This is a genomic window from Marinimicrobium sp. LS-A18, assembly GCF_000463525.1.
Classification (GTDB): Bacteria; Pseudomonadota; Gammaproteobacteria; order Pseudomonadales; family Cellvibrionaceae; genus Marinimicrobium; species Marinimicrobium koreense.
This window is the reverse complement of the sequence record NZ_AWEP01000002.1, coordinates 1,328,870-1,350,640: the sequence shown is the minus strand read 5'-3', so window position 1 is coordinate 1,350,640 and position 21,771 is coordinate 1,328,870. Positions and strand designations below refer to the sequence as shown.

General features: G+C 59.4%; 20 protein-coding genes. 18 read left to right on the top strand and 2 right to left on the bottom strand.

All coding sequences use genetic code 11. The features are described 5' to 3' along the window. The first annotated feature begins 78 nt into the window (after positions 1–78). The 15 genes from pyrH (at position 79) to N645_RS0105870 (ending at position 18,357) form a co-directional block, all read left to right on the top strand. Positions 79–822, top strand: coding sequence for a UMP kinase (gene pyrH / locus N645_RS0105940; RefSeq protein ID WP_024460596.1), 744 nt, complete (start codon positions 79–81; stop codon positions 820–822). Next, positions 812–1,369, top strand: a complete 558-nt coding sequence (gene frr, locus N645_RS0105935) for a ribosome recycling factor (RefSeq protein ID WP_024460595.1) — start codon at positions 812–814, stop codon at positions 1,367–1,369. The genes pyrH and frr overlap by 11 nt, the downstream gene beginning before the upstream one ends. A gap of 100 nt (positions 1,370–1,469) precedes the next feature. Continuing rightward, positions 1,470–2,183, top strand: a complete 714-nt coding sequence (gene uppS / locus N645_RS0105930) for a polyprenyl diphosphate synthase (protein ID WP_051174329.1) — start codon at positions 1,470–1,472, stop codon at positions 2,181–2,183. Further along, a complete protein-coding gene (locus N645_RS0105925; protein ID WP_024460593.1) occupies positions 2,176–3,042 on the top strand; it encodes a phosphatidate cytidylyltransferase in 867 nt (288 codons plus the stop codon). Before uppS ends, N645_RS0105925 begins: the two co-directional genes overlap by 8 nt. Before the next feature lie 7 nt (positions 3,043–3,049). Next, positions 3,050–4,237, top strand: coding sequence for a 1-deoxy-D-xylulose-5-phosphate reductoisomerase (ispC, locus tag N645_RS0105920; protein ID WP_024460592.1), 1,188 nt, complete (start codon positions 3,050–3,052; stop codon positions 4,235–4,237). A 10-nt stretch (positions 4,238–4,247) separates the two neighbouring features. Continuing rightward, positions 4,248–5,600, top strand: a complete 1,353-nt coding sequence (gene rseP, locus N645_RS0105915) for a sigma E protease regulator RseP (protein WP_024460591.1) — start codon at positions 4,248–4,250, stop codon at positions 5,598–5,600. Between the two features lie 110 nt (positions 5,601–5,710). Then, positions 5,711–8,368, top strand: a complete 2,658-nt coding sequence (bamA, locus tag N645_RS0105910; protein ID WP_238559212.1) for an outer membrane protein assembly factor BamA — start codon at positions 5,711–5,713, stop codon at positions 8,366–8,368. A gap of 126 nt (positions 8,369–8,494) precedes the next feature. Further along, entirely contained in the window at positions 8,495–9,010 is a 516-nt protein-coding gene (locus tag N645_RS0105905) for an OmpH family outer membrane protein (protein ID WP_024460589.1), read from the top strand. A 14-nt stretch (positions 9,011–9,024) separates the two neighbouring features. Then, on the top strand, positions 9,025–10,035 hold the full coding sequence (gene lpxD / locus N645_RS16660; protein WP_036159900.1) for a UDP-3-O-(3-hydroxymyristoyl)glucosamine N-acyltransferase: 1,011 nt from the start codon (positions 9,025–9,027) through the stop codon (positions 10,033–10,035). 89 nt (positions 10,036–10,124) lie between these two features. Further along, on the top strand, positions 10,125–10,562 hold the full coding sequence (fabZ, locus tag N645_RS0105895) for a 3-hydroxyacyl-ACP dehydratase FabZ (protein ID WP_024460588.1): 438 nt from the start codon (positions 10,125–10,127) through the stop codon (positions 10,560–10,562). A gap of 59 nt (positions 10,563–10,621) precedes the next feature. Continuing rightward, positions 10,622–11,404 (top strand): acyl-ACP--UDP-N-acetylglucosamine O-acyltransferase, encoded by a 783-nt coding sequence (lpxA, locus tag N645_RS0105890; protein WP_202960767.1) that lies wholly within the window; start codon positions 10,622–10,624, stop codon positions 11,402–11,404. A 9-nt stretch (positions 11,405–11,413) separates the two neighbouring features. Continuing rightward, complete coding sequence (gene lpxB / locus N645_RS0105885; protein WP_024460586.1) at positions 11,414–12,598, top strand: lipid-A-disaccharide synthase; 1,185 nt, start codon at positions 11,414–11,416, stop codon at positions 12,596–12,598. Next, positions 12,595–13,212: a ribonuclease HII gene (gene rnhB, locus N645_RS0105880; protein ID WP_051174280.1), complete on the top strand. Its 618-nt coding sequence runs from the start codon at positions 12,595–12,597 to the stop codon at positions 13,210–13,212. The genes lpxB and rnhB overlap by 4 nt, the downstream gene beginning before the upstream one ends. Positions 13,213–13,720: 508 nt before the next feature. Continuing rightward, positions 13,721–17,221: a DNA polymerase III subunit alpha gene (gene dnaE / locus N645_RS0105875; protein WP_024460584.1), complete on the top strand. Its 3,501-nt coding sequence runs from the start codon at positions 13,721–13,723 to the stop codon at positions 17,219–17,221. 185 nt (positions 17,222–17,406) lie between these two features. Next, positions 17,407–18,357, top strand: coding sequence for an acetyl-CoA carboxylase carboxyltransferase subunit alpha (locus N645_RS0105870; RefSeq protein ID WP_024460583.1), 951 nt, complete (start codon positions 17,407–17,409; stop codon positions 18,355–18,357). Positions 18,358–18,510: 153 nt separating this feature from the next. On the opposite strand, the gene N645_RS0105865 is transcribed toward N645_RS0105870, so the two are convergent. Both N645_RS0105865 and yciH read right to left on the bottom strand, forming a co-directional pair. Further along, positions 18,511–19,047, bottom strand: coding sequence for a hypothetical protein (locus N645_RS0105865; RefSeq protein ID WP_024460582.1), 537 nt, complete (start codon positions 19,045–19,047; stop codon positions 18,511–18,513). 512 nt (positions 19,048–19,559) lie between these two features. Further along, positions 19,560–19,886 (bottom strand): stress response translation initiation inhibitor YciH, encoded by a 327-nt coding sequence (yciH, locus tag N645_RS0105860; RefSeq protein WP_024460581.1) that lies wholly within the window; start codon positions 19,884–19,886, stop codon positions 19,560–19,562. 98 nt (positions 19,887–19,984) lie between these two features. Here yciH and N645_RS0105855 point away from each other — a divergent pair, with 98 nt between their 5' ends. The 3 genes from N645_RS0105855 to N645_RS0105845 are packed head-to-tail and all read left to right on the top strand — an operon-like array spanning position 19,985 to position 21,763. After that, on the top strand, positions 19,985–20,368 hold the full coding sequence (locus tag N645_RS0105855) for a cytochrome c (protein WP_152521623.1): 384 nt from the start codon (positions 19,985–19,987) through the stop codon (positions 20,366–20,368). Continuing rightward, positions 20,361–21,539: an EstA family serine hydrolase gene (locus N645_RS0105850; protein ID WP_024460579.1), complete on the top strand. Its 1,179-nt coding sequence runs from the start codon at positions 20,361–20,363 to the stop codon at positions 21,537–21,539. Before N645_RS0105855 ends, N645_RS0105850 begins: the two co-directional genes overlap by 8 nt. After that, positions 21,536–21,763 (top strand): SlyX family protein, encoded by a 228-nt coding sequence (locus N645_RS0105845; protein WP_024460578.1) that lies wholly within the window; start codon positions 21,536–21,538, stop codon positions 21,761–21,763. Before N645_RS0105850 ends, N645_RS0105845 begins: the two co-directional genes overlap by 4 nt. The last annotated feature ends 8 nt before the right edge of the window (positions 21,764–21,771 follow it).

Genomic DNA, 21,771 nt, shown 5'->3' with positions numbered 1-21,771 from the left:
TCTCTCGTCAGGTGGGCCTGATCCGGGCCTACCTGACGAATTTCTAAACCTGAATGAGCACCTTGCGGAGAACCTGGTATGCCAAGCGCGCGCGACAAGAAGTACAAACGAATTCTGTTGAAGCTCAGCGGCGAAGAGCTGATGGGCTCCGAAGGCTTTGGGATTGATCCCAAGGTACTGGATAAAATGGCCCTGGAAATTGGCCAGTTGGTTGGCATCGGTGTCCAGGTAGGCCTGGTCATTGGCGGGGGCAACCTGTTTCGCGGGGCGGCGCTCAGCAGCGCCGGTCTGAATCGCGTCACCGGCGACCACATGGGCATGCTGGCGACGGTCATGAATGCGCTGGCCATGCGGGATGCACTTGAGCGCTCGAATATTTCCTCCCGGGTGATGTCCGCCATCCCCATGAGTGGCATTGTCGAACACTACGACAGTCGCCAGGCCAACCGCGCCCTGACCTCGGGTGAGGTGGTGATTTTCTCCGCTGGCACCGGCAACCCGTTCTTTACCACCGATTCGGCAGCCTGCTTGCGCGCTATCGAAGTCGAGGCCGATATTGTGCTCAAGGCCACCAAGGTCGATGGCGTTTACACCGCTGACCCGATGCAGGATCCGGCGGCCACCAAGTACGACCGCCTGACCTACGACGAAGTGCTGGAGCGCAAATTGGGTGTGATGGATCTGACCGCGATTTGCCTCTGCCGGGAACACGATATGCCTGTACGGGTATTTCGCATGAATAAAACCGGGGCGCTGCTCAACATTGTGGTCGGTAGCAATGAGGGCACCCTGATAGAAGAGGGCAAAAACAATGCTGAATGAATTTAAGAAAGATGCCGAAGCCCGTATGGCCAAATCGGTCGACGCGTTGGGCAATAACTTCAACAAGATCCGTACTGGCCGTGCCCATCCGAGCATCCTGGACGGTATTCATGTGTCCTACTACGGCGCGGAAACGCCCCTGGGCCAGTTGGCCAACGTCAACGTGGAAGATGCCCGCACTTTGAGCATCACCCCCTGGGAAAAGCAGTTGGTGCCGGAGATCGAGAAAGCGATCATGAAGTCGGATCTCGGTCTGAATCCATCCACCAACGGTGGCGTGATTCGCATTCCGATGCCGCCGCTGACCGAAGAGACGCGTAAAAATTACATCAAGCAGGCGCGCCACGAAGCCGAGAATGCCCGGGTGGCCGTGCGCGGCGTGCGTCGTGACGTTCTGTCCGATGTGAAAGCGCTGCTCAAAGACAAGGAAATCAGCGAAGACGACGAACGTCGTGCTCAGGACGAGATTCAAAAAATAACCGATAAATACATTGCTCAGATTGACAAGGCTCTCAGTGCCAAGGAAGCGGATCTGATGGAAATCTGAGCCGTGGGGCGGTCCTCCCGACCGCCCCATTTGGCCCGCGCGGCAACTGATCCAGGAGTTTTTTGTGACCAGCAATTCCCTGCGCCATATCGCTATTATCATGGACGGCAACAACCGCTGGGCCAAGCAGCGAGGACTGTCCGGTGTGGCCGGTCATAAGGTCGGTGCCGAGCGTATCCGGGACATCATGACCGCCTGCCAGGACCTGGGCATTGAAGTGCTCACCCTGTTCGCGTTCAGCAGTGAAAACTGGAAGCGTCCCAAGAAAGAAGTGGAAGCCTTGATGTCGCTGTTTCAATGGTATTTGAAGCAGGAGGCCAAAGAGCTTCGCAAGAAAAATGTCCGGCTCCGTGTGGTAGGCAACCGCGAGCGCTTCAGTTCCTCTCTGCAGAAGTCCATAGCCGATGCCGAGGCCATGACCCGCGAGGGTGATACGACGCTGGTGATCGCGGCGGACTACGGCGGTCGATGGGATATCGCCAACGCCGCCCGACAGCTGGCGGAGCAGGTTGCCGCCGGTACGCTGGACCCGGCCGATATCGATGAGCAAACCTTACACCGCCATACAAGCCTGAGCGATCTGCCCGACCCGGATCTGTTGATTCGCACGGGGGGCGAGGTGCGTATCAGTAACTTCCTGCTCTGGCAGTCGGCCTACGCCGAACTGTATTTCAGTCAATTACTCTGGCCGGACTTTGGCGCCGATGAGCTCAAAGCCGCAGCCGATGATTTCTATCGACGCCAGCGTCGGTTCGGAAAGACCGCGGATCAACTGGATGCGCCGGGTCGCGCCGGGGAGGCGAGACATGCTTAAGCAACGAGTGATTACGGCGGTTCTGCTGGCCAGTGTTTTTGTCGCTGCGCTGGTGTTTTTGCCGGGGCCACTTTTCTCCGCCTTTGCCGCCACCATCACCCTGATCGGGGCCTGGGAGTGGGCCAATCTGTCCGGCCTGTCAAAGCGCTGGCAGCGCGGAGTCTATGTGTTGGCGGTCGGAGCCTTGCTGGGCCTGGGCGCGGCGTATCTGGGCGTTCATCATCTACCGGATCAGTCCCTTGATAGCCGCGAGTTGATGGAAAGCCAGAGTCTGGCGTTTCGCAATATTCTGATGGTGGGCTGTATCTGGTGGGCGCTGGCATTGCTGTGGGTACAGGGTTACCCCAGTAGTGCACTGCTCTGGCACAGTCGTTGGATGCGGGCCCTGATGGGGTTCTTTGTTCTGGTACCCGCCTGGGCGGGGCTCTCGTACCTGCGCGTTCAGGACAGCGGGCTGTGGCTGCTGGTGTTGTTGGTGGCGATTGTGGCCTGTGCGGATATCGGTGGCTACTTTGCCGGGCGTCGGTGGGGCAAACATAAGTTGGCGGTAAGCGTCAGTCCGGGCAAAACCTGGGAAGGGTTTGCTGGCGGCGTTGCGGCCAATATCCTGCTGGCGCTGCTGGTCGGGTATTTCTGGCAGGGCAGCGTATTGTTCTGGCTGGCGATCATTCTGCCGACCAGCCTGGTGTCGGTGCTCGGGGATCTGCTCGAGAGCATGGTCAAGCGCCAGCGGGGTATCAAGGACAGCAGCGCGCTGCTGCCCGGCCATGGTGGCGTTCTGGATCGGGTCGACAGCCTGACGTCGGCCGCTCCGGTATTTGCCCTGGCACTGCTGGCCGGCGGCTGGCCCCAGGGCTGAGGTCACTATGCAGCTTGTTACTATTTTGGGCGCATCCGGATCAATCGGCAGCAGCACCCTGGACGTATTGGCCCGGCACCCGGATCGCTACCGGGTATACGCGCTCACCGCGTTTTCCCAGTGGCGCAAGCTGGCGGACGCCTGCCTTACCCACCGGCCCCGCTATGCGGTCGTGGTCGAGCCGGCCGAAGCCGAGGCTCTACAGGCGTGGCTGAAAGCCAAAGGCAGCGAGACCGAAGTCCTGTCGGGTACTCAGGCGCTGAGTGAGGTTGCGGCAGCGCCTGCCGTGGACACCGTCATGGCGGCCATCGTCGGGGCGGCCGGTCTAGTGCCGACACTGGCGGCGGTGGAGGCCGGTAAAAAGGTGTTGCTGGCCAACAAAGAGGCACTGGTTATGGCCGGTGCTCTATTCACCCGGGCGGTCGAGCAGCATCGCGCAACACTGTTGCCCATTGATAGCGAGCACAACGCCATTTTCCAGTGTTTACCCGCCCACCCTCAGGATTGCCTGAGCGAAGGCCTGGCGACCTGTGGTGTGCGGAAGATACTCTTGACGGCCTCCGGCGGTCCCTTTCGTGAATATTCCCGCCAGCAGCTTGAGGCCGTCACCCCCGAGCAGGCTTGTGCCCACCCGAACTGGAGCATGGGGCAGAAAATTTCCGTTGATTCCGCCACCCTGATGAACAAGGGGCTGGAGCTGATTGAGGCGTGCTGGCTGTTCCGTGCCCGGCCCGAGCAGATTGAGGTGGTTGTCCACCCGCAGAGCGTCATTCACTCCATGGTTGAGTACGTGGACGGGTCGGTGCTGGCGCAGTTGGGGAACCCGGACATGCGCACGCCCATTGCCCACGCGCTGGCCTGGCCCGAGCGCATCACCTCTGGCGTTTCCGGCCTGGACATGATCAGAACCGCGCGGCTGGACTTTGAGGCGCCGGATCTGGATCGTTTTCCGGCGCTGAGGCTGGCGGTGGAGGCGGCCGGGCAGGGCGGTACGGCGCCTGCGCTGCTCAATGCGGCCAATGAGGTGGCGGTAGCGGCATTTCTGCGGCGTCAGATCGGCTTTACCGATATCCCCAAGGTGATCGAATCCGTGCTTGAGCGGGTACCTGTGACTGAACCTGAGGACCTGCTGGTGGTCCAAACCGCGGATCAGGAGGCCAGACGCCTGGCGCAATCCCTGATCGAAGCACGCTGAGAGGTAATCCGTGGCTCTTATTCAGACAATAATCTGGTTTCTGGTCGCCCTGGTCATTCTGGTGGCTGTGCATGAGTTTGGGCATTTCTATGTGGCTCGCCGCTGTGGCGTCAAGGTTCTGCGGTTCTCCATTGGTTTTGGCCGGGTGCTCTGGCGCCGGACAGACCGCCAGGGCACGGAGTATGCGTTGGCTGCCATACCGTTGGGCGGCTACGTCAAAATGCTGGATGAGCGCGAAGGTGAAGTGCCGGAAGAGGAGCTGCATCGCTCGTTCAATCGGAAAAACGTCTGGCAGCGCATCGCCATTGTTGCGGCGGGGCCGGTGGCCAACTTCATCTTGGCGATTCTGCTGTTCTGGTTGTTGATGATACCCGGCACCCGGGAGCCGATTCCGATCGTCGGTGAAGTAGAGCCGGGATCGGTCGCCGCCCAGGCGGGCCTGGAGGCCGGTCAGGAGATTCTGGCCGTGGACGGCGAGCTCACCCCGACCTGGCAGGCGTTGCACCAGCAGTTGCTGCGTCGCCTGGGAGAAAGCGGCACGATTCAGTTCCTGGTGAAGTACCCCGGCTCGGACCTGCAGTACATGTCCCAGGCACCGCTTGATGGCTGGCTGCGCGGCGCTGAAGAGCCGGACCCGGTGGCCGGGCTGGGACTGACCCTGGATCGGCCCGAGCCGCAGGCGATCCTCGGACAGATTGTGCCGGACAGCCCGGCTGAGCGAGCGGGGTTGATCTCCGGTGACCGTATTCTCAGTGTCGACGGCGAATCGGTGTCGGGCTGGTCTGAGTGGGTGGATTACGTCCGGGCCCGACCCGGGCAAGAAATCCAGATGACCGTGGAACGCGATGGCGGTCAGACGAGTCTATCGGTGACGCCCGAGACGATCGAGGAAGATGGAGAACGCTTTGGCCGTGTCGGCGTGGGCATTCAGCCACAGCCGTGGCCAGAAGAGCGAATCAGGACCTATCACTATGGGCTCGTGGAATCCTTCGTGGCGGGCGTGGATCGCACCTGGGAGACTGCCGGCTTTGTGCTGCTTTCTGTGAAGAAGTTGGTGGTGGGCGAAATTTCGACGAAAAACTTGAGTGGCCCCATCACCATTGCTAAGGTGGCCGGCGATTCCGCCGAGAGTGGCTGGAAAAGCTTTGTGGGCTTTGTGGCGCTGCTCAGTATCTTCCTCGGGGTGTTCAACCTGTTGCCGATTCCGGTGCTCGATGGTGGCCATTTGCTGTATTACGCCATTGAGGTGGTTAAAGGCAGCCCGGTTTCTGATCGCGTTCAGCAGGTCGGGTATCAGATTGGCCTGGTGATGGTGGTCGGGCTCATGGTGCTGGCGTTCTACAACGATATTATGCGCCTCTGACGATGCGTCTTTAGATACGGCCCCAACAGCAATCGGGGCATACAAGATACGTGGCGGTGCCAATGCTGCCGAATGCAATTGATCTCAACCGGAAAAAGAATTTTTCTATGATGCGAGTTTGGATGCGAGTGATGAGTCTGGTGGCGGCCCTGTTGCTATCGGCAGTGGTGCAGGCCCAGAGTTTTCAGATCAGTGACATTCGGGTGGAAGGCTTGCAGCGGGTGTCTGCCGGTACCGTGTTCAGTGCCCTGCCTCTGCGAGTGGGCGATCAGGTGACCTCTGAAGATATCCGGATGGCCACCCGCTCGTTGTTTCAGGTGGGCTACTTTGCCGATGTGGCCATGGGCCGGGACGGCGATGTTCTGGTGGTAAAGCTCGAAGAGCGTCCAGCCATTAACGAAATTACCATTGAGGGAAACAAGGTCATCAAAACCGAGGACCTGATGGGCAGTCTTCGCGACAGCGATCTGTTTGAAGGCCAGATTTTTCAGCGCGCTACTCTGGAAGGGATCAGTCAGGCGTTGGAGCGAGAGTATATCGGCCAGGGTCGCTACGGCGCCTCGGTGGACATTGATGTGGAGGATCTGCCTCGCAACCAGGTGAAGGTGACCGTCAATGTCAATGAAGGCAAGCCGGCTCGGATCAAGGGCATCAATATCGTCGGCAACGACATCTACAGTGAAGAAGAGTTGCTGGAAGGGTTTGAGCTCAAGTCCTCGGGTTGGCTTTCATGGATCACCGGGGACGACAAATACTCCCGGGAGAAGCTCACCGGCGATATTGAAACCCTGGAGTCCTTTTACCTGGATCGCGGGTATCTGAGCTTTCGAATTGATTCCACCCAGGTGGCGTTGAGCCCGGACAAATCCAAAATCTATATCACCCTGAATGTTTCCGAAGGCGAGATTTACAAAGTCAGTGAGGTGGAGCTGGCTGGTGACCTGAAACTGCCAGAACCTCTGGTTCGGCGCATGATCATGCTGCGTGAGGGTGACGATTTCTCTCAGATCCTGATGACCAACTCCTCCGAGTACATTACCCAGCGCCTGGGCAATGAAGGCTATACGTTTGCGGAAGTGGAGGGGATCCCCGAGAAAAACGAAGAAGACAAGACGGTCAAAGTAACCTTCTTTGTTGATCCCGGCCAGCGGGCCTACGTGCGCCGTATCAATTTCAAGGGCAATACCAAGACGATCGATGAGGTACTGCGCCGGGAGATGCGGCAGATGGAAGGCGGTGCCGCCTCCAACTCCCAGATTGAGCACTCGAAGATCCGCCTGGATCGCCTCGGCTTCTTCAAAGAGGTCAACGTCGAAACCAACGAGGTTCCGGGCACCAGCGATCAGGTCGACGTGGAGTACACCGTCGAGGAGCAGCCCTCCGGCAGTATGGGGTTGCAGGTCGGTTATGCGGAATACAGTGGCTTGTTGCTGTCGGCGAACATTCAGCAGAACAACTGGTTTGGTACCGGTAAGCAGGTAGGCTTCTCCCTGAGTAACAGCCGCTTCCGGACCGCCTATAACTTCAGCTACAACGACCCCTATTTCACCAAAGACGGGGTGAGCCGCGGCATCAACCTGTACTACACCAAAAGTGATTACGCCAACTATGGTGTGGCGGGTTATAGTACCGACACCTATGGTGCACGATTGAGTTTTGGCTATCCGATCTCGGAAATCGAGCGCATCGGGTTCAGCTTTGAAGCGCGCGATTTGACGGTCAAGCCGTCGGCATCGTCTCCGCGAGAAATCATCCGTACTCCCATTATTCGCGAGGGGGCGCCCTACATCACTCAAAGTGAACTCGAGCAGATGCGGGAAGATATCGCCATGGGACGCGACTTCCCCGATGGTTACAGTGATAACCGGGTGACCGAGTCTGTATTGGGCGAGCCAGGGTATCTTGATCTGTATGGCAATGAGTTTCAGGATGGGCTGGTCGGTTTCAATTACGTCAAGTCGACCCTGAACCGCGGGATGCTCGCGACTCGAGGCACCTCGCAGCGATTCTCCATTGAGGCGGCGGTTCCCGGTGGGGACCTCGAGTATTACAAGATCCAGTTCCAGGGCGAAACCTACAAACCTTTGACTCGTGCTCTGACCCTGAAGCTGCGTACCAATCTGGGTTTTGTGGACAGCTATGGGGATACCGAGCTGCCATTCTTTGAACACTTTTACGCCGGTGGTTTTGGTTCTGTGCGCGGGTTTGAACGCAATAGCCTCGGTCCGCGGTCAACGCCGGCAGAGCGTTCCTATACCGTGCCTTTTGCCTGGGACGATGCCAATGGCGACGGCGTCATCTCTGACAGTGAAACCGCTTCGGGCTACCTGTTGTGTGAAGATCAGGAAGCGTTTGGTGAAAACTATGACCTGGACGCACTCAAGTGTAACCCGGGCGAGCTGGTTACTCAGTACGGCGTGCGGCAAAGCCAGCTGAGCAACCGCAACAGTCGTTATGATGCCTTTGGCGGTAACATCCAGGTTGAGGCCGGCGCGGAAATCCTGTTCCCGCTGCCGTTCATCAAGGACCAGCGCATGCTGCAGTCCAGCTTCTTTGTGGAGGCGGGCAACGTGTTCAGCACCACTTGTTCTGAGCGCCAGCGCAACTGTTACGAACCGGATATTGATCGGCTGAGTGCCTCGGCCGGCTTTGGTCTGACCTGGATTACCGGGTTTGGTCCGCTGACGTTTGCGGTGGCCCGCCCAATCAACGAAAACGAAGAAGACAAGGCGGAATTTTTCCAGTTTTCTTTGGGTGGATCCTTCTAACGCGGTATCATTGGCCCCTTTTCGGGCCTTGCCCGCGGGATATGGCCCCTTCGGGGGACTCGATGGCCCTGATTGCAGGGCCTTTTCATTTCCTAACTTATTGATAATACAGAGGAAATTAACATCATGTTGGCTAATGCAAAGAAAATCGCCCTCGGGCTGGTATTGCTTCTGGGTTCTTCCGTCGCGCTGGCGCAAGGTAAAGTCGTGGTCCTGGACCTGCAGGCTGCCGTGCTCGGCACCGATAAAGCGCAAGCCCGTCTGGAAACCTTGGAAAAGGACGAGGATTATGTCGCTATGCGCACCCGTTACCAGAGCCTGACTTCTGAGATTCAGGCGTTTCAGGAAGATGCCCAGAAAAACGGCATGACCTGGTCCGATGAGCAGAAGCAGGCCAAGCAACAGGAGATGCGCGAGCTGCGTGAGCAGTATGAGCGCACCGTTCAGGGGCTCCAGGGTGAGCGCCAGCAGGTGATGCAGGCCATCATGCAGGAAATGGGCGAACAGACTCAGTCAGCCCTCACACAGTTGATCGAAGCGGAAAAAATCGGTCTGGTACTGAACAGCCAGAGCGCGTTCCACGCCTCGGCAGAATATGACATCACCGATGACCTAACTGAGATGCTCAACAAGGCCAACTGATAGAGGGCCCGAGTGTGTCACCCACCTTGACTCTGGCAGAGCTGGCTGCGTGGCTGGATGCCGATTTTGAAGGCGACGGCGCCTGCCCTCTGAGTGGGCTGGCGACGCTCCAGTCGGCTCTGCCGGGGCAGTTGAGCTTTATTGCCAACCCGATTTATCGGAAGTATCTTGCGAGCACCCGTGCCTCGGCGGTCATCATGCGTCCGGATCTGGCCGCAGAATACCCGGGGAACAAGCTGCTCACGGCTAACCCCTATGAGACGTATGCCCGGCTGACAGAGCGCTTTGATGACCGGCCGGCGGTACCGGCGGGCTGTCATCCTACCGCCGTGATCGGCGATGACTGCCAACTGGCGGACGGGGTTCGCATCGGTCCCCAGGCGACCATTGGCCGGCAGGTGGTGCTGGCTGAAGGCGTTGAGATCGGGGCAGGCGCCAGCATTGGCGATGGTTGTCAGATCGGCGCGGGAACGCGAATTGCCGCCCGAGCTGTTCTCTACCACGACGTTCGCGTGGGCGAACGCTGTGTGGTCCACAGTGGCGCGGTCATTGGCGCAGACGGATTCGGATTTGCCCCCACCGCCGACGGCTGGCTGAAAATTCACCAGCTTGGCAGTGTAGTCATTGGTAACGATGTTGAAATAGGCGCCGGAACGACCGTAGACCGAGGTGCGTTGGACGATACCCGAATCGCGGATGGCGTAAAAATCGACAACCAGGTGCAAATTGCGCACAACGTTTCGATCGGACGAAACACGGCTATTGCGGGACAAGCAGGTATTGCCGGGAGCACGACGGTAGGGGAGAATTGCACGATTGCCGGCGGAGTGGGCATTGTGGGCCATCTGACGATTGCCGATGGGGTACACGTGACGGCCATGAGCCTGGTCACCCATTCCCTCCATAAGCCTGGTTCCTACTCCTCCGGGACCCCACTGGCGCCCACCCGAGAGTGGCGTCGCAACGCTGTGCGATTTAAGCAATTGAACGAGCTGGCCACGCGCCTGAAAAAGCTCGACGAATAGATGAACCTATCGCTGCCGGACGGCGGCGTCAGAGATAAACTGCCGGCCAACTCAGGCGGGCAATCATGAACACCCAGGGGTCGTTGACTATGATGGATGTACGAGAAATACGTGAATACCTGCCACACCGCTATCCGTTTCTTTTGGTGGACCGGGTTGTGGAGCTGGTGGAAGGCGAGTCAATCGTCGCTTACAAAAACATTTCGGTCAACGAAGAGGTGTTCAACGGTCACTTCCCGCAAAGCCCGGTATTTCCCGGCGTCATGATTCTGGAAGCGCTGGCTCAGGCCTCGGGCATTCTGGGCTTTAAAACCATGAACAAGAAGCCGGAAGATGGCTCCATCTATCTGTTTGCCGGTGTGGATGATGTGCGTTTCAAGCGCCAGGTCATTCCCGGCGATCGTCTGACGTTAGAGTCCCGGGTGGTTTCGGTGAAGCGGGGCATCTGGAAGTTTGAGTGCAAGGCCACCGTTGATGGCGTGCTGGCGGCCTCCGCCAACATTCTGTGTGCGGACCGCAAGGTTTAATCGAAGCCCCGGGGTGTTCCGTGTGAGCGCCCCTCCACCCCCGAACTTCCCGGACAAGAGTGAGAACAGCGTTGATTCACCCCACTGCGATTATTCATTCTGATGCCCGCTTGGCGCCCGACGTGGAAGTCGGGCCTTGGACGATAATCGGTGCTGATGTCGAGATCGGCTCGGGTACGGTGATTGAGTCTCACGTCGTCATCAAGGGGCCGACCCGTATCGGTGCGCACAACCATATCTTTCAGTTCTCGACCATTGGCGAAGCAACGCCGGATCTCAAATACAAAGGCGAACCCACTCGGCTGGTCATCGGCGATCACAACATTATCCGTGAAGGGGTGACCATTCACCGCGGAACCGTTCAGGATCGCAGCGAGACCACCATCGGTGATCACAATCTGTTGATGGCCTATGTGCATATCGGCCATGACAGTGTTGTGGGCAACCACTGCATTCTGGTCAACAACACGGCCCTCGCGGGTCATGTTCACATTGGGGACTGGGCGATTCTCAGTGGATTTACCCTGGTACACCAGTACTGCCATATTGGCGCCCACAGCTTTACTGGCATGGGCACCGCTCTGGGCAAGGATTTGCCGGCGTACGTCATGGCCAACGGCAATCCGGCGGAAGCCAAAAGTATCAACGCGGAAGGGCTCAAGCGCCGCGGCTTCGATAAATCGGAAGTGGCGACGATCCAGAAAGCGTTCAAAATTCTGTATCGCCGTGGGCTTACGCTCGGTGAGGCGCTGACCGAACTCGAAGCGATGGCGACCGATTGTGAGGCGCTCGGGGTGATGGTGGATTCTATACGGAACTCTTCACGCGGTATTGTTCGCTAGGATCACCCTATGGAAGTGCAGAGCCACCAGACATCGACCTCATCCCGTGGCCGACTGCAGATCGGTATCGTGGTAGGCGAAGCCTCCGGGGACATTCTTGGCGCAGCGCTTATGAAAGCGTTGCGAAAGCATTACCCGGACTGCGAATTCTCGGGCATCGGCGGGCCGCGTATGCTCGAGCAGGGTTTCCACTCGTTTTTCCCGATGGATCGACTGTCGGTCATGGGCCTGATCGACCCGCTCAAGCGCCTGCCGGAACTGCTGAAAATCCGCAAGTTTCTGAAAAACCATTTCACCGAGCAGCCACCCGCGGTCTTCATTGGCGTCGACTCCCCGGATTTCACCCTCAATATCGAACGGCACCTGCGCTCGGCGGACGTGCCCACGGTGCACTATGTCAGTCCCTCGGTCTGGGCCTGGCGCCAGGGGCGGATCAAAGGCATTGCCCACAGTGTCGACCTGATGCTGACCCTGCTGCCCTTTGAGGCGGCCTTTTACGAGCAGCATCAGGTTCCCGTGGCCTTTGTCGGCCACCACCTGGCCGATGAAATTCCGCTGGAGGTCGACGCCATGGGCGCCCGCGCGGCCCTGAGAATCGATCACAAAGGCCCCCTGGTAGCGCTGCTGCCGGGCAGCCGCAGTGGCGAGGTAGAGCAACTCGGCCCCCTGTTTCTGAAAGCGGCGCGGCTGTGCCGGGAGCACCGACCCAACCTGCAGTTTGTGATTCCCGCCGCCAGTCCCGAGCGCTACCGGCAGATTCATCATCAGTTGTCCGAGTTTGTGGATCTACCGGTACACCTGGTGCAGGGGCAGTCCCAGCAGGCCATGGCAGCCGCCGATGTTGCGTTGATTTCCTCCGGCACCACGGCGCTGGAGGCCATGTTGCTCAAAACCCCCATGGTAGTGGCCTACAAAATGGCCCGCTTGTCCTACGCGATCCTGTCCCGGATGCTGAAAACGAAGTACGTCTCGCTGCCCAACCTGTTGGCCGACCGCGCCCTGGTACCGGAACTGCTCCAGGACGCGGCCACACCCGAAGCGCTGAGTGCGGCGGTGTTGGACTATATCGATCACCCGGAGCAGACTGAGGCACTGGTGGAGACGTTCACGGATATGCACCGGAATCTCGCCCGCAACGCCAGTGAAAAAGCCGCGGCGGCCATTGCGGAGCTGCTGGAGGCGCGGGCCCGATGAGCGTGGTGTTGGAACCGTTCGAACCGGCGTACACTGGCCCCTGGCTCGCTGGCGTGGATGAGGTGGGCCGAGGCCCCCTGGCGGGCGACGTCGTGGCCGCGGCGGTGATTCTGGATCCCAAGCAACCCATTGATGGCCTGAATGATTCAAAGAAACTCACCGAGAAGCGGCGCGAGCGGTTGTTCGATGAGATTCAACAGAAGGCCGCGGCCTGGTGTATCGCCCGGGCGTCGGTGGCGGAAATTGATCGGCTCAATATTCTGCAGGCGAGTCTGTTGGCGATGACCCGCGCGGTAGAGGGCTTGGCGCCGCCGCCGGAGCATGTGCTGGTGGATGGGAACCGTTTGCCGAAGTGGGCGTATTCGGCGGAGGCTGTGGTGAAGGGCGATAGCCGTCACCCGGCAATCAGTGCGGCGTCGATTCTGGCCAAGGTGGCGCGAGATCGTGAGATGGTGGCATTCGATCAGCAGTATCCGGGTTATGGGTTCGCGGAGCACAAAGGCTACCCGACCAAAACCCACATGGCGGCGCTGGACACCCTGGGTGTCACACCCATCCACCGGACCTCCTACGCCCCAATCCGCGAACGCCTGGAACAGATTGAACTCTTTTAATTTTGCGATCGCCTTTATTGGTTTGCGGCACGACCGGCGGCGGAGGGGTATAGCATTTGGAGACCCGCCGTGAATACATCCCTGTAGGCTTCTCGTCGGCTCCCTGCCTCCGAGAGTCTCCAAATGCTATACCCCTCCGCCGCCTCCGAACTTCGTAAGATCGCGCGGCAAACCAGCAGTATCGCAACTGGCACTGAGGCGTCTGCGGTGGAAGTCGGCTCGAGTCGCGTAGGGCGGATAAGCGAAGCGCATCCGCCGTAGTCTCTATTGGCACTGAGGCGGGTGCGGGGGTAAACCGGTTGGAGACTCTCGGACGCCTACATGGATGTAGGTGGTAGAGCGACGCAGGAAGCCAAAGCCGAGGCATGGATGCCGACGAGAAGCCCCCATGGATGGGTTCACGGCGGGTCTCCAACCGGTTTACCCCCGTAGCCGCCGGACGACAAATTTCACGATGAACTAAGGTCGAAACGAGAACCGTAACGACGAACAAAACCCGGCAGATTTTATGACCACACAATTCGTCCATCTCAGATTACACACCGAATACTCCCTCTCGGACAGTTTGGTGCGCATCAAACCCCTGGTCAAACGCGTGGCCGAACTGGGTATGCCGGCGGTGGCCGTCACCGACCAGACCAACTTCTACGGCCTGATCAAATTTTACAAAGCCGCCCAGGGCGCCGGCCTCAAGCCCATTGCCGGCAGCGACTTCCTGGTCGCCAATGCCGACCCCGACGGCAAGCCGACGTTGATTACCTTGTTGGCAATGAACAACAAGGGCTACAAGAACATCATTGAACTGATCTCCCGCGCCTGGCAAAAAGGCCAGCAGCAAGGCATCGCCTATGTTCAGCGCGAGTGGATCAGTGAGCTTGCCGAGGGCGTAATCGCGCTCTCCGGGGGCAAGTTCGGTGATATTGGTGTGGCGCTGATCGCCAGTCGGCAGAATCAGGCCAAAGAACTGCTCAGTGGCTGGATGGCGGATTTCCCCAACCGGTTTTATCTCGAGCTGCAACGTACCGGTCGCGACAACGATGAAGACTATCTGCACGCGGCGGTGGACCTCGCGGCGCAGGCGCAGTGTCCGGTGGTGGCGACCAACGATGTCCGGTTTCTTCGGCAAGACGAGTTCGAGGCCCATGAAGCGCGGGTCTGTATCAGTGAGGGGCGGGCCCTGGATGACCCGCGTCGCGAACGGCGTTACGGCGATCAGCAGTACCTGCGCTCGCCGGAGGAAATGGCGGAGCTGTTCAGCGACATTCCCGAAGCGTTGGAGAACTCGGTTGAAATTGCCAAGCGCTGTAACCTGGATATTGAACTCGGTAAATATTATCTGCCCGAGTACCCCATTCCCGAGGGAATGACCGAGAACGAATTTTTCGAGAAAATTTCCTACGAAGGTCTGTACAAACGACTGGAGCGAATTCTCGATCCGCAGGCGGCGGATTATCAGGAGCGTAAAAAAGCCTACGAAACCCGCCTGCAGTTTGAGCTGGATATCATCATCCAGATGGGGTTCCCCGGTTACTTCCTGATCGTAATGGACTTTATCCAGTGGGCCAAAGACCACGACATTCCCGTGGGGCCCGGGCGGGGTTCCGGTGCCGGTTCGCTGGTTGCCTATTCACTGGATATTACCGATCTGGATCCACTGCAGTACGACCTGCTGTTCGAACGTTTCCTGAACCCGGAACGGGTTTCCATGCCCGACTTCGACGTCGACTTCTGCATGGACAACCGCGACCAGGTGATCGCCTACGTGGCCGACAACTATGGCCGGGATGCGGTCAGTCAGATCATCACCTTCGGCACCATGGCCGCCAAGGCCGTGGTGCGCGATGTGGCTCGGGTGCAGGGCAAGTCCTACGGCCTGGCGGACAAGTTGTCCAAGATGATTCCGGCCACGCCGGGGATGACTCTGGAAGCGGCGCTGGAGCAGGAAGAGGTACTGCGCGAATTTCTCGAAGTCGACGAGGAGGCCCAGGAAATCTGGGAAATGGCCAGGCAGCTCGAAGGCCTGGCGAGAAACGTCGGTAAGCACGCCGGTGGGGTGGTGATCGCCCCGACCAAGCTGACTGACTTCGCCCCCCTGTACTGCGATGAGACCGGTAGTGGTCTGGTCACCCAGTACGACAAGAACGATGTGGAAGACGCCGGCCTGGTGAAGTTCGACTTCCTGGGCCTGCGGACCCTGACGATCATCGACTGGGCCAAGGCGATGATCGATCAGCAGCGCGCCAAGGTGGGGGAGGAGCCCCTGGATATCGCCGCGATTCCCCTCGACGACAAACCGACGTTCGATATGCTCAAACGGGCGGAAACCACCGCCGTGTTCCAGCTCGAATCCCGGGGCATGAAAGACCTGATCAAGCGCATGGTGCCGGAAAGCCTGGAAGAGTTGATCGCCCTGGTGGCCCTGTTTCGTCCCGGCCCGTTGGACTCGGGCATGGTGGACGACTTCATCAACCGGAAGCACGGCCGCGCCAAGGTCGCCTACCCGGATGCCCAGTATCAGCACGAACGTCTGGAGCCGATTCTCAAGCCCACCTATGGCGTGATCGTGTATCAGGAACAGGTGATGCAGATCGCCCAGGAGCTGGCGGGCTACAGTCTCGGCGGCGCCGACCTGTTGCGCCGGGCCATGGGTAAGAAAAAACCCGAGGAAATGGCCAAACAGCGGGAAGTGTTTGCGCAGGGGGCGAAAGAGCAGGGCATTGATCCCGACCTGGCAATGAAGATTTTCGACCTGGTGGAAAAGTTCGCCGGCTACGGTTTCAACAAATCCCACTCCGCCGCCTACGCGTTGGTGTCGTATCAGACCGCGTGGCTGAAGGCCCATTACCCGGCACACTTCATGGCCGCCACCATGTCCTCGGACATGGACAAAACCGACAAGGTGGTGACATTCATCGAAGAATGTCGCCAGATGAACCTTCAACTGTTGCCACCGGATGTGAACACCGGTGAGTTCCAGTTCAGCGTGGATGATGACAACAACATCATCTACGGTCTCGGTGCCATCAAAGGCCTGGGTGAAGGCCCGGTGGAAAGCATCATCGCGGCGCGCAAGGACGGTCCCTTCAAGGACCTGTTCGATTTCTGTGCCCGCGTCGATCCGCGCAAGGTGAACAAGCGGGCCCTGGAAGCCCTGATCCGCTCCGGTGCCGCCGACAAGCTGGGCCCGGGCGTGGATATTGATTACGATCGCGCGGTCATGTTCGCGGCGATCAACGAAGCGGTGAAAACCGCCGAGCAGAAAGCCGCCAATCAGAGTGCTGGTATGGTGGATCTGTTTGGCGATGTGATTCCCGGCGGTGACCCGGAAGGGGATGCCTACGGGGAGTTTCACAAAGTCCGCAGCTGGAGCATGAAAGAGCGCCTGCATGGCGAAAAGGAAACCCTCGGCCTGTATCTGACCGGGCACCCGATCGACGAGTACGACAGTGAGCTGAACCACCTGGTGAGCTCCCGCATCAGCGATCTGAAACCCCAGAAAGAGTCCCAGACGGTGGCCGGGTTGGTGGTGGCTATGAGGGTGATGAAAACCAAGCGCGGTGACAACATGGGCTTTGTCACCCTGGATGACCGCACCGGCCGCATCGAGGTGGCGGTGTTCAGCGATACCTTCAATGAATACCGGGACCTGCTGTTGAAAGACAGCCTGTTGGTGATCACCGGGCAGGTGAGCCACGACGACTACAGCGGTTCGCTGAAAATGCGCGCCGATCAACTGCGCCTGCTGTCGGATATGCGTCAGGAGCGGGCTCGGGAGCTGTGTCTGGCGGTGGAGGCGGGCGCTCTTTCAGCCAACTTCTCGCGCCAGTTGGGCGAGCTGCTGGATCCCTATCGGGAGGGCCGCTGTCCGATCGTGATCGACTACACCCGTCAGGGCGCCCGTGGTCAGGTGCGCCTGGGACAGGCCTGGCAGGTCCGCCCCGAGGATGATCTGCTCCAACGCCTGCGCGACACCTATGGCCCGGAGAGCGTCCACCTGGTCTACTCATAGCGCGTAAGGCGGCGTAGGGCGGGTAAGCGCAAAGCGCGCACCCGCCGTAACCCATAGTCACCCACCCGCCGTCACCCACACACGCCGCCTCAAAGGTCGACTATTTTGACGGTTTCGCGTATCTTAGGCGCCTTTCCATCCGCGTTTATTGATCGGACGACAACACTGAGCCTGAAAAGCCGACTATGAATCTGAATTATCTGGAATTTGAACAGCCCATCGCCGAACTCGAAGGCAAAATCGAAGAGCTGCAGCTGGTGGGCAGCGATAATGACCTCAATATCACCGAGGAAATTGCCAAGCTGCGCGAAAAAAGCACCAAGCTCACCGAGAGCATCTACGCGCAACTGACCCCCTGGCAGGTCGTGCAGGTGGCCCGCCACCCGCATCGCCCCTATACCTCTGACTACATCAAGCGCTTGTTCACCGATTGGGATGAGCTGCACGGTGACCGCCATTTCGGCGATGATCACGCCATTATCGGCGGCGTTGCCCGCCTGGACGGCAAGCCCGTCATGGTGATTGGCGAGGAAAAAGGCCGCAGTGTCAACGATAAGGTATACCGCAACTTCGGTATGCCGCGCCCGGAAGGCTACCGCAAGGCGTTGCGCCTGATGGAAATGGCCGAGCGTTTCAAGTTGCCGGTCCTGACCCTGATCGACACCCCGGGGGCCTACCCCGGTATCGACTCGGAAGAGCGCGGTATCAGTGAGTCCATCGCCCAGAACCTGGCGGTGATGTCCCACCTGCGCACGCCGATCATCTGCACCGTGATTGGTGAGGGCTCCTCCGGTGGCGCCCTGGCCATTGGCGTGGGCGATCAGCTCAACATGCTGCAGTACTCCACCTATTTTGTGATCTCGCCCGAAGGTTGTGCCAACATCATCTGGAAAACCGTGGCCAAGGCGCCCCAGGCCGCCGAGGCCATGGGTGTGACGTCCACCGTGCTGGAGGAGTTGGGTATTGTGGATGAGACCATTCCGGAGCCCCTGGGCGGCGCCCACCGGGATATCGACGCCATGGCGAGCAAGCTCAAGGAGCGCTTGAGTGTGCAACTGGATCGCCTGAGCAACGAGCCCATCGACGATCTGCTGGAGCGTCGCTACCAGCGTCTGATGAGCTACGGTAATCCCTGATATTAGGCGACGTGCAGGTCGGATTACGCGCTTTGCGCTCCGATGCGTCGGACCGATCCGACCTACACGTCGCCCAAAAGCTATCCTCAATCTCAGTAGGTCGGATTAGCGCAAAGCGCGTAATCCGACAACTGATCCACCCAAGCCAATTCCCTACGCACTCGCCAGCAGCCGATCGTACTTGCGACTCAGCAGCTCGTAGAACTTCTCCCGGGTGCGCGCCACTTCTTTTTTGAACGCGGCAATCTGCTCCAGGCTGATATCCTCCCGCCCGGCATACACCTGCTTGCGGAACTGAGCAATCTGACTGCCGTACAGGCGCAGGCTGCGCTCTAGGTTGTTTTCACCGAGCATGAGCAGCTTGGCCTCGGCGTCCGCCAGCCCTTTGAACTCGTTCACCAACTCGGCGCTGATCTGTTCCAGTTCGGCGCGGCGCTCTTTGGGCCAGCGTTTGCCAAACTGGATGGATTCGGCGGCCAGTGACGAGTATTTGGCGAAGGTGTGGGTGACCCGCCCGACTTGTCCGGAGACGTCTTCCAGCAGGCTGAGTTTGCGGTTTTCCTGGGGGGAACGGGAGCCGACAATGGCGTTACGCCGCATGACCCACCATCCGGCCACCCCGGCGATGAGTGCCCCCAGGGCGACTTTGAGGGAGGTATCCAGCAGTTCGATAAAGATCGCGCTATCCACGGTTTGAGTCCTCGAAGACAAAAACTTGACGTTATGAAGGTTTGTCTCGGATTAATGCAAAAATAGCGCCAGGTATTTCGGTTTTGGTCACGTCCGGTCCGGCGTGGGGAATACCCTTTGGAGACCCGCCGTGAATACATCCCTGTAGGCTTCTCGTCGGCTCCCTGCCTCCGAGAGTCTCCAAAGGGTATTCCCCACACCGAACCTCTCTGCCAAATTCGAGTGAGTAGGTCGGATTAGCGCGAAGCGTGTAATCCGACATTGCTTGGCGAGAAACCGCTGCTTGACGAGAGTCCATGTCGGATTACGCTGCGCTAATCCGACCTACTCACTACCTCCAGCCAACGTTCGGCTACTCCTGGCGGAGGAAGGGTGAGCCCCTTTGAGACCGTCACCGGCCTGGATGGCCGGTGCAGAGCGTACAGGGATGTATTCACAGCGTGTCTCAAAGGGGCTTACCCTTCCGCAGCACTGCAATGCGGAGTCCCCGACTTCCAACGTGAGGGCAACATTCACCCCCCAGCAATCTTCACCGTAAACCCTTTCTTCTCAAGTGCCGGCTTCAGCTTTTCCCGGACATCACCCTGAATCGTCACCTCACCGTCCTTGATCGTGCCGCCCACACCGCAGAGCTTCTTCAGCTCCTTCGCCAGCGCCTTCAATTCCGCGCCGGCCAGCGGAATCCCCTTGATCAGCGTTACCGCCTTACCGCCGCGCCCCTTGGTCTCGCGGTGCAAACGCACAATGCCATCGCCTGCGGGTGGTGCCTCCGGCTCATCGGCTTGCGGCTTGATGCGACCCACTTCCGTCGAATACACCAGACGACTGTTCTTGCTCATCGAAACGATCTCCCCGGGGACAAAACCCCCATGATACCAACCTCAATGATAGAATCCCTCCCGATTTTTGACCAAAGCCTATCGACAAGGGGATACCAGTGACATCGAATAATCTGCCGTGGCGTCTGTTAAAAGGGGCGTTGCTATTGAGTGCCGGCTGGGCATTGATGGCCTGCAGTGATAGCGAATCGGGTGGCAGCGCCCAGGCATCACTCAGTCCCGAAGAGCAGCGTATTGCCGAGGGTAAACGGGTGGCGCGTATGTGCGTTGGCTGTCACGGGCCCGAAGGGATCTCCCGAGTGGCTTCTTATCCTTCCATTGCCGGTTTGCCGCAGGACTATCTGGAGGAGCAGTTGCATGCCTTCCGCAGCGGCGAGCGGGACAATCCCATGATGAGCTCGGTCGCGCGCAATCTCAGCGATGAGGCGATCGATTCCCTCAGCCACTACTTTGCCAGTCTACCGGGAGCCGGTGATGAGTGAGGTTCAGGGGCACTGGACGGATCGTTGGCAGCCACTGGTAAACGCCTTTCAGGAAAATATGGCTGAGGCCGGTGAAGAGGCTGCGGCGCTGGCGGTGTATCGTGCCGGCGAGCCGCTGGTCAGCCTCTGGGCGGGGGAGGCCTCGCCGGGGCAGCCCTGGCAGGAGGATACCCAGGTCAATCTGTTTTCCGCCAGTAAGGGGATAGTGGCGCTATCCATACTGCAACTGGTGGATGCCCGGCAGCTGGATCTGGATAAACCGGTGGCTCATTATTGGCCCGAGTTTGCCCAACAGGGCAAAAGTGGCATCCGGGTCAGGGATCTGCTGAGTCACCGGTCGGGTCTGTCCGCGCTTCAGGACCGGGTCGCGGAGGATGACATCTTCGACTGGGACGCTATGGTTGAGCGTATCGAGCGGGCCGAACCCTGGTGGTCCCCCGGCACGGCCCAGGGCTACTCCCCGTTTCTGTTCGGCTGGGCACTGGGTGAGCTGGTGCGTCGCATTACCGGGGCGGAGCGCTTCAATGATTGGGTCGCGGATCGTATTACCCAGCCCCTCGGGCTCGGACTGGGCTTCGGCGCCCGGGGTGAGGTGTCGCTGGCGCAGGCCCGGCCGCTGAAAAAAGCGCTCGGTGGCGCCAGTAACGGAGCGGACAGCCAGTCGCTGGGGAAAATCATGAAGGCCGACCCTCGCGGTGTCACCAACAAAGCCTTCAGCAACCCCATGACCCTCCTGACCGCCGCCAATACCGAACAGTGGCGTCAGGCCGAGATACCCGCCGCCAATGGCCACAGCAGCGCACGCGACCTGGCGGCCCTGTATGGCGCGCTGGCCAACCGGGGGGATCTGGGCGGTGTGCGCCTGCTCTCGGAAAAGCAGCTCGCACTGTGTGGCGACGAGCTGACCTTCGAGCAGGACCGCGTACTCGGGTTGCCGCTGCGTTTCGGGCACGGCTTCATGTTGTCCCAGAAACGCGCTGACTGCCGCTTTGGGCGGGGCCGAGGCGGCTTTGGTCACCCGGGAGCGGGGGGTTGCCTCGGTTTTGCCGATCCGGACTACGGCATTGGTTTCGGCTATGTCACCGGGCGAATGGGGCAGAGCCTGCTGATCGACCCCCGCCCTCAACGCCTGATCAATGCCCTCTATGACTGCCTGGGAGAAACGCCATGAGTGACTCTGATACCCTGGAAGATCTGCAATCACGCCTGGCGTTTCAGGAGCAGACACTGACCGACCTCAACGATGTGGTGGCGCGTCAGACCGAACAGATAGATCGTCTGGAACAGCAACTGCGGGCGCTGGCCGGCAAGTACCGGGACTTGAGAGATGCGGTGGAGCAGTCTCCGGGGGAGGAGGGCGGCAGTCCGGCCGACGAGCGCCCGCCGCATTACTGACGACTTTT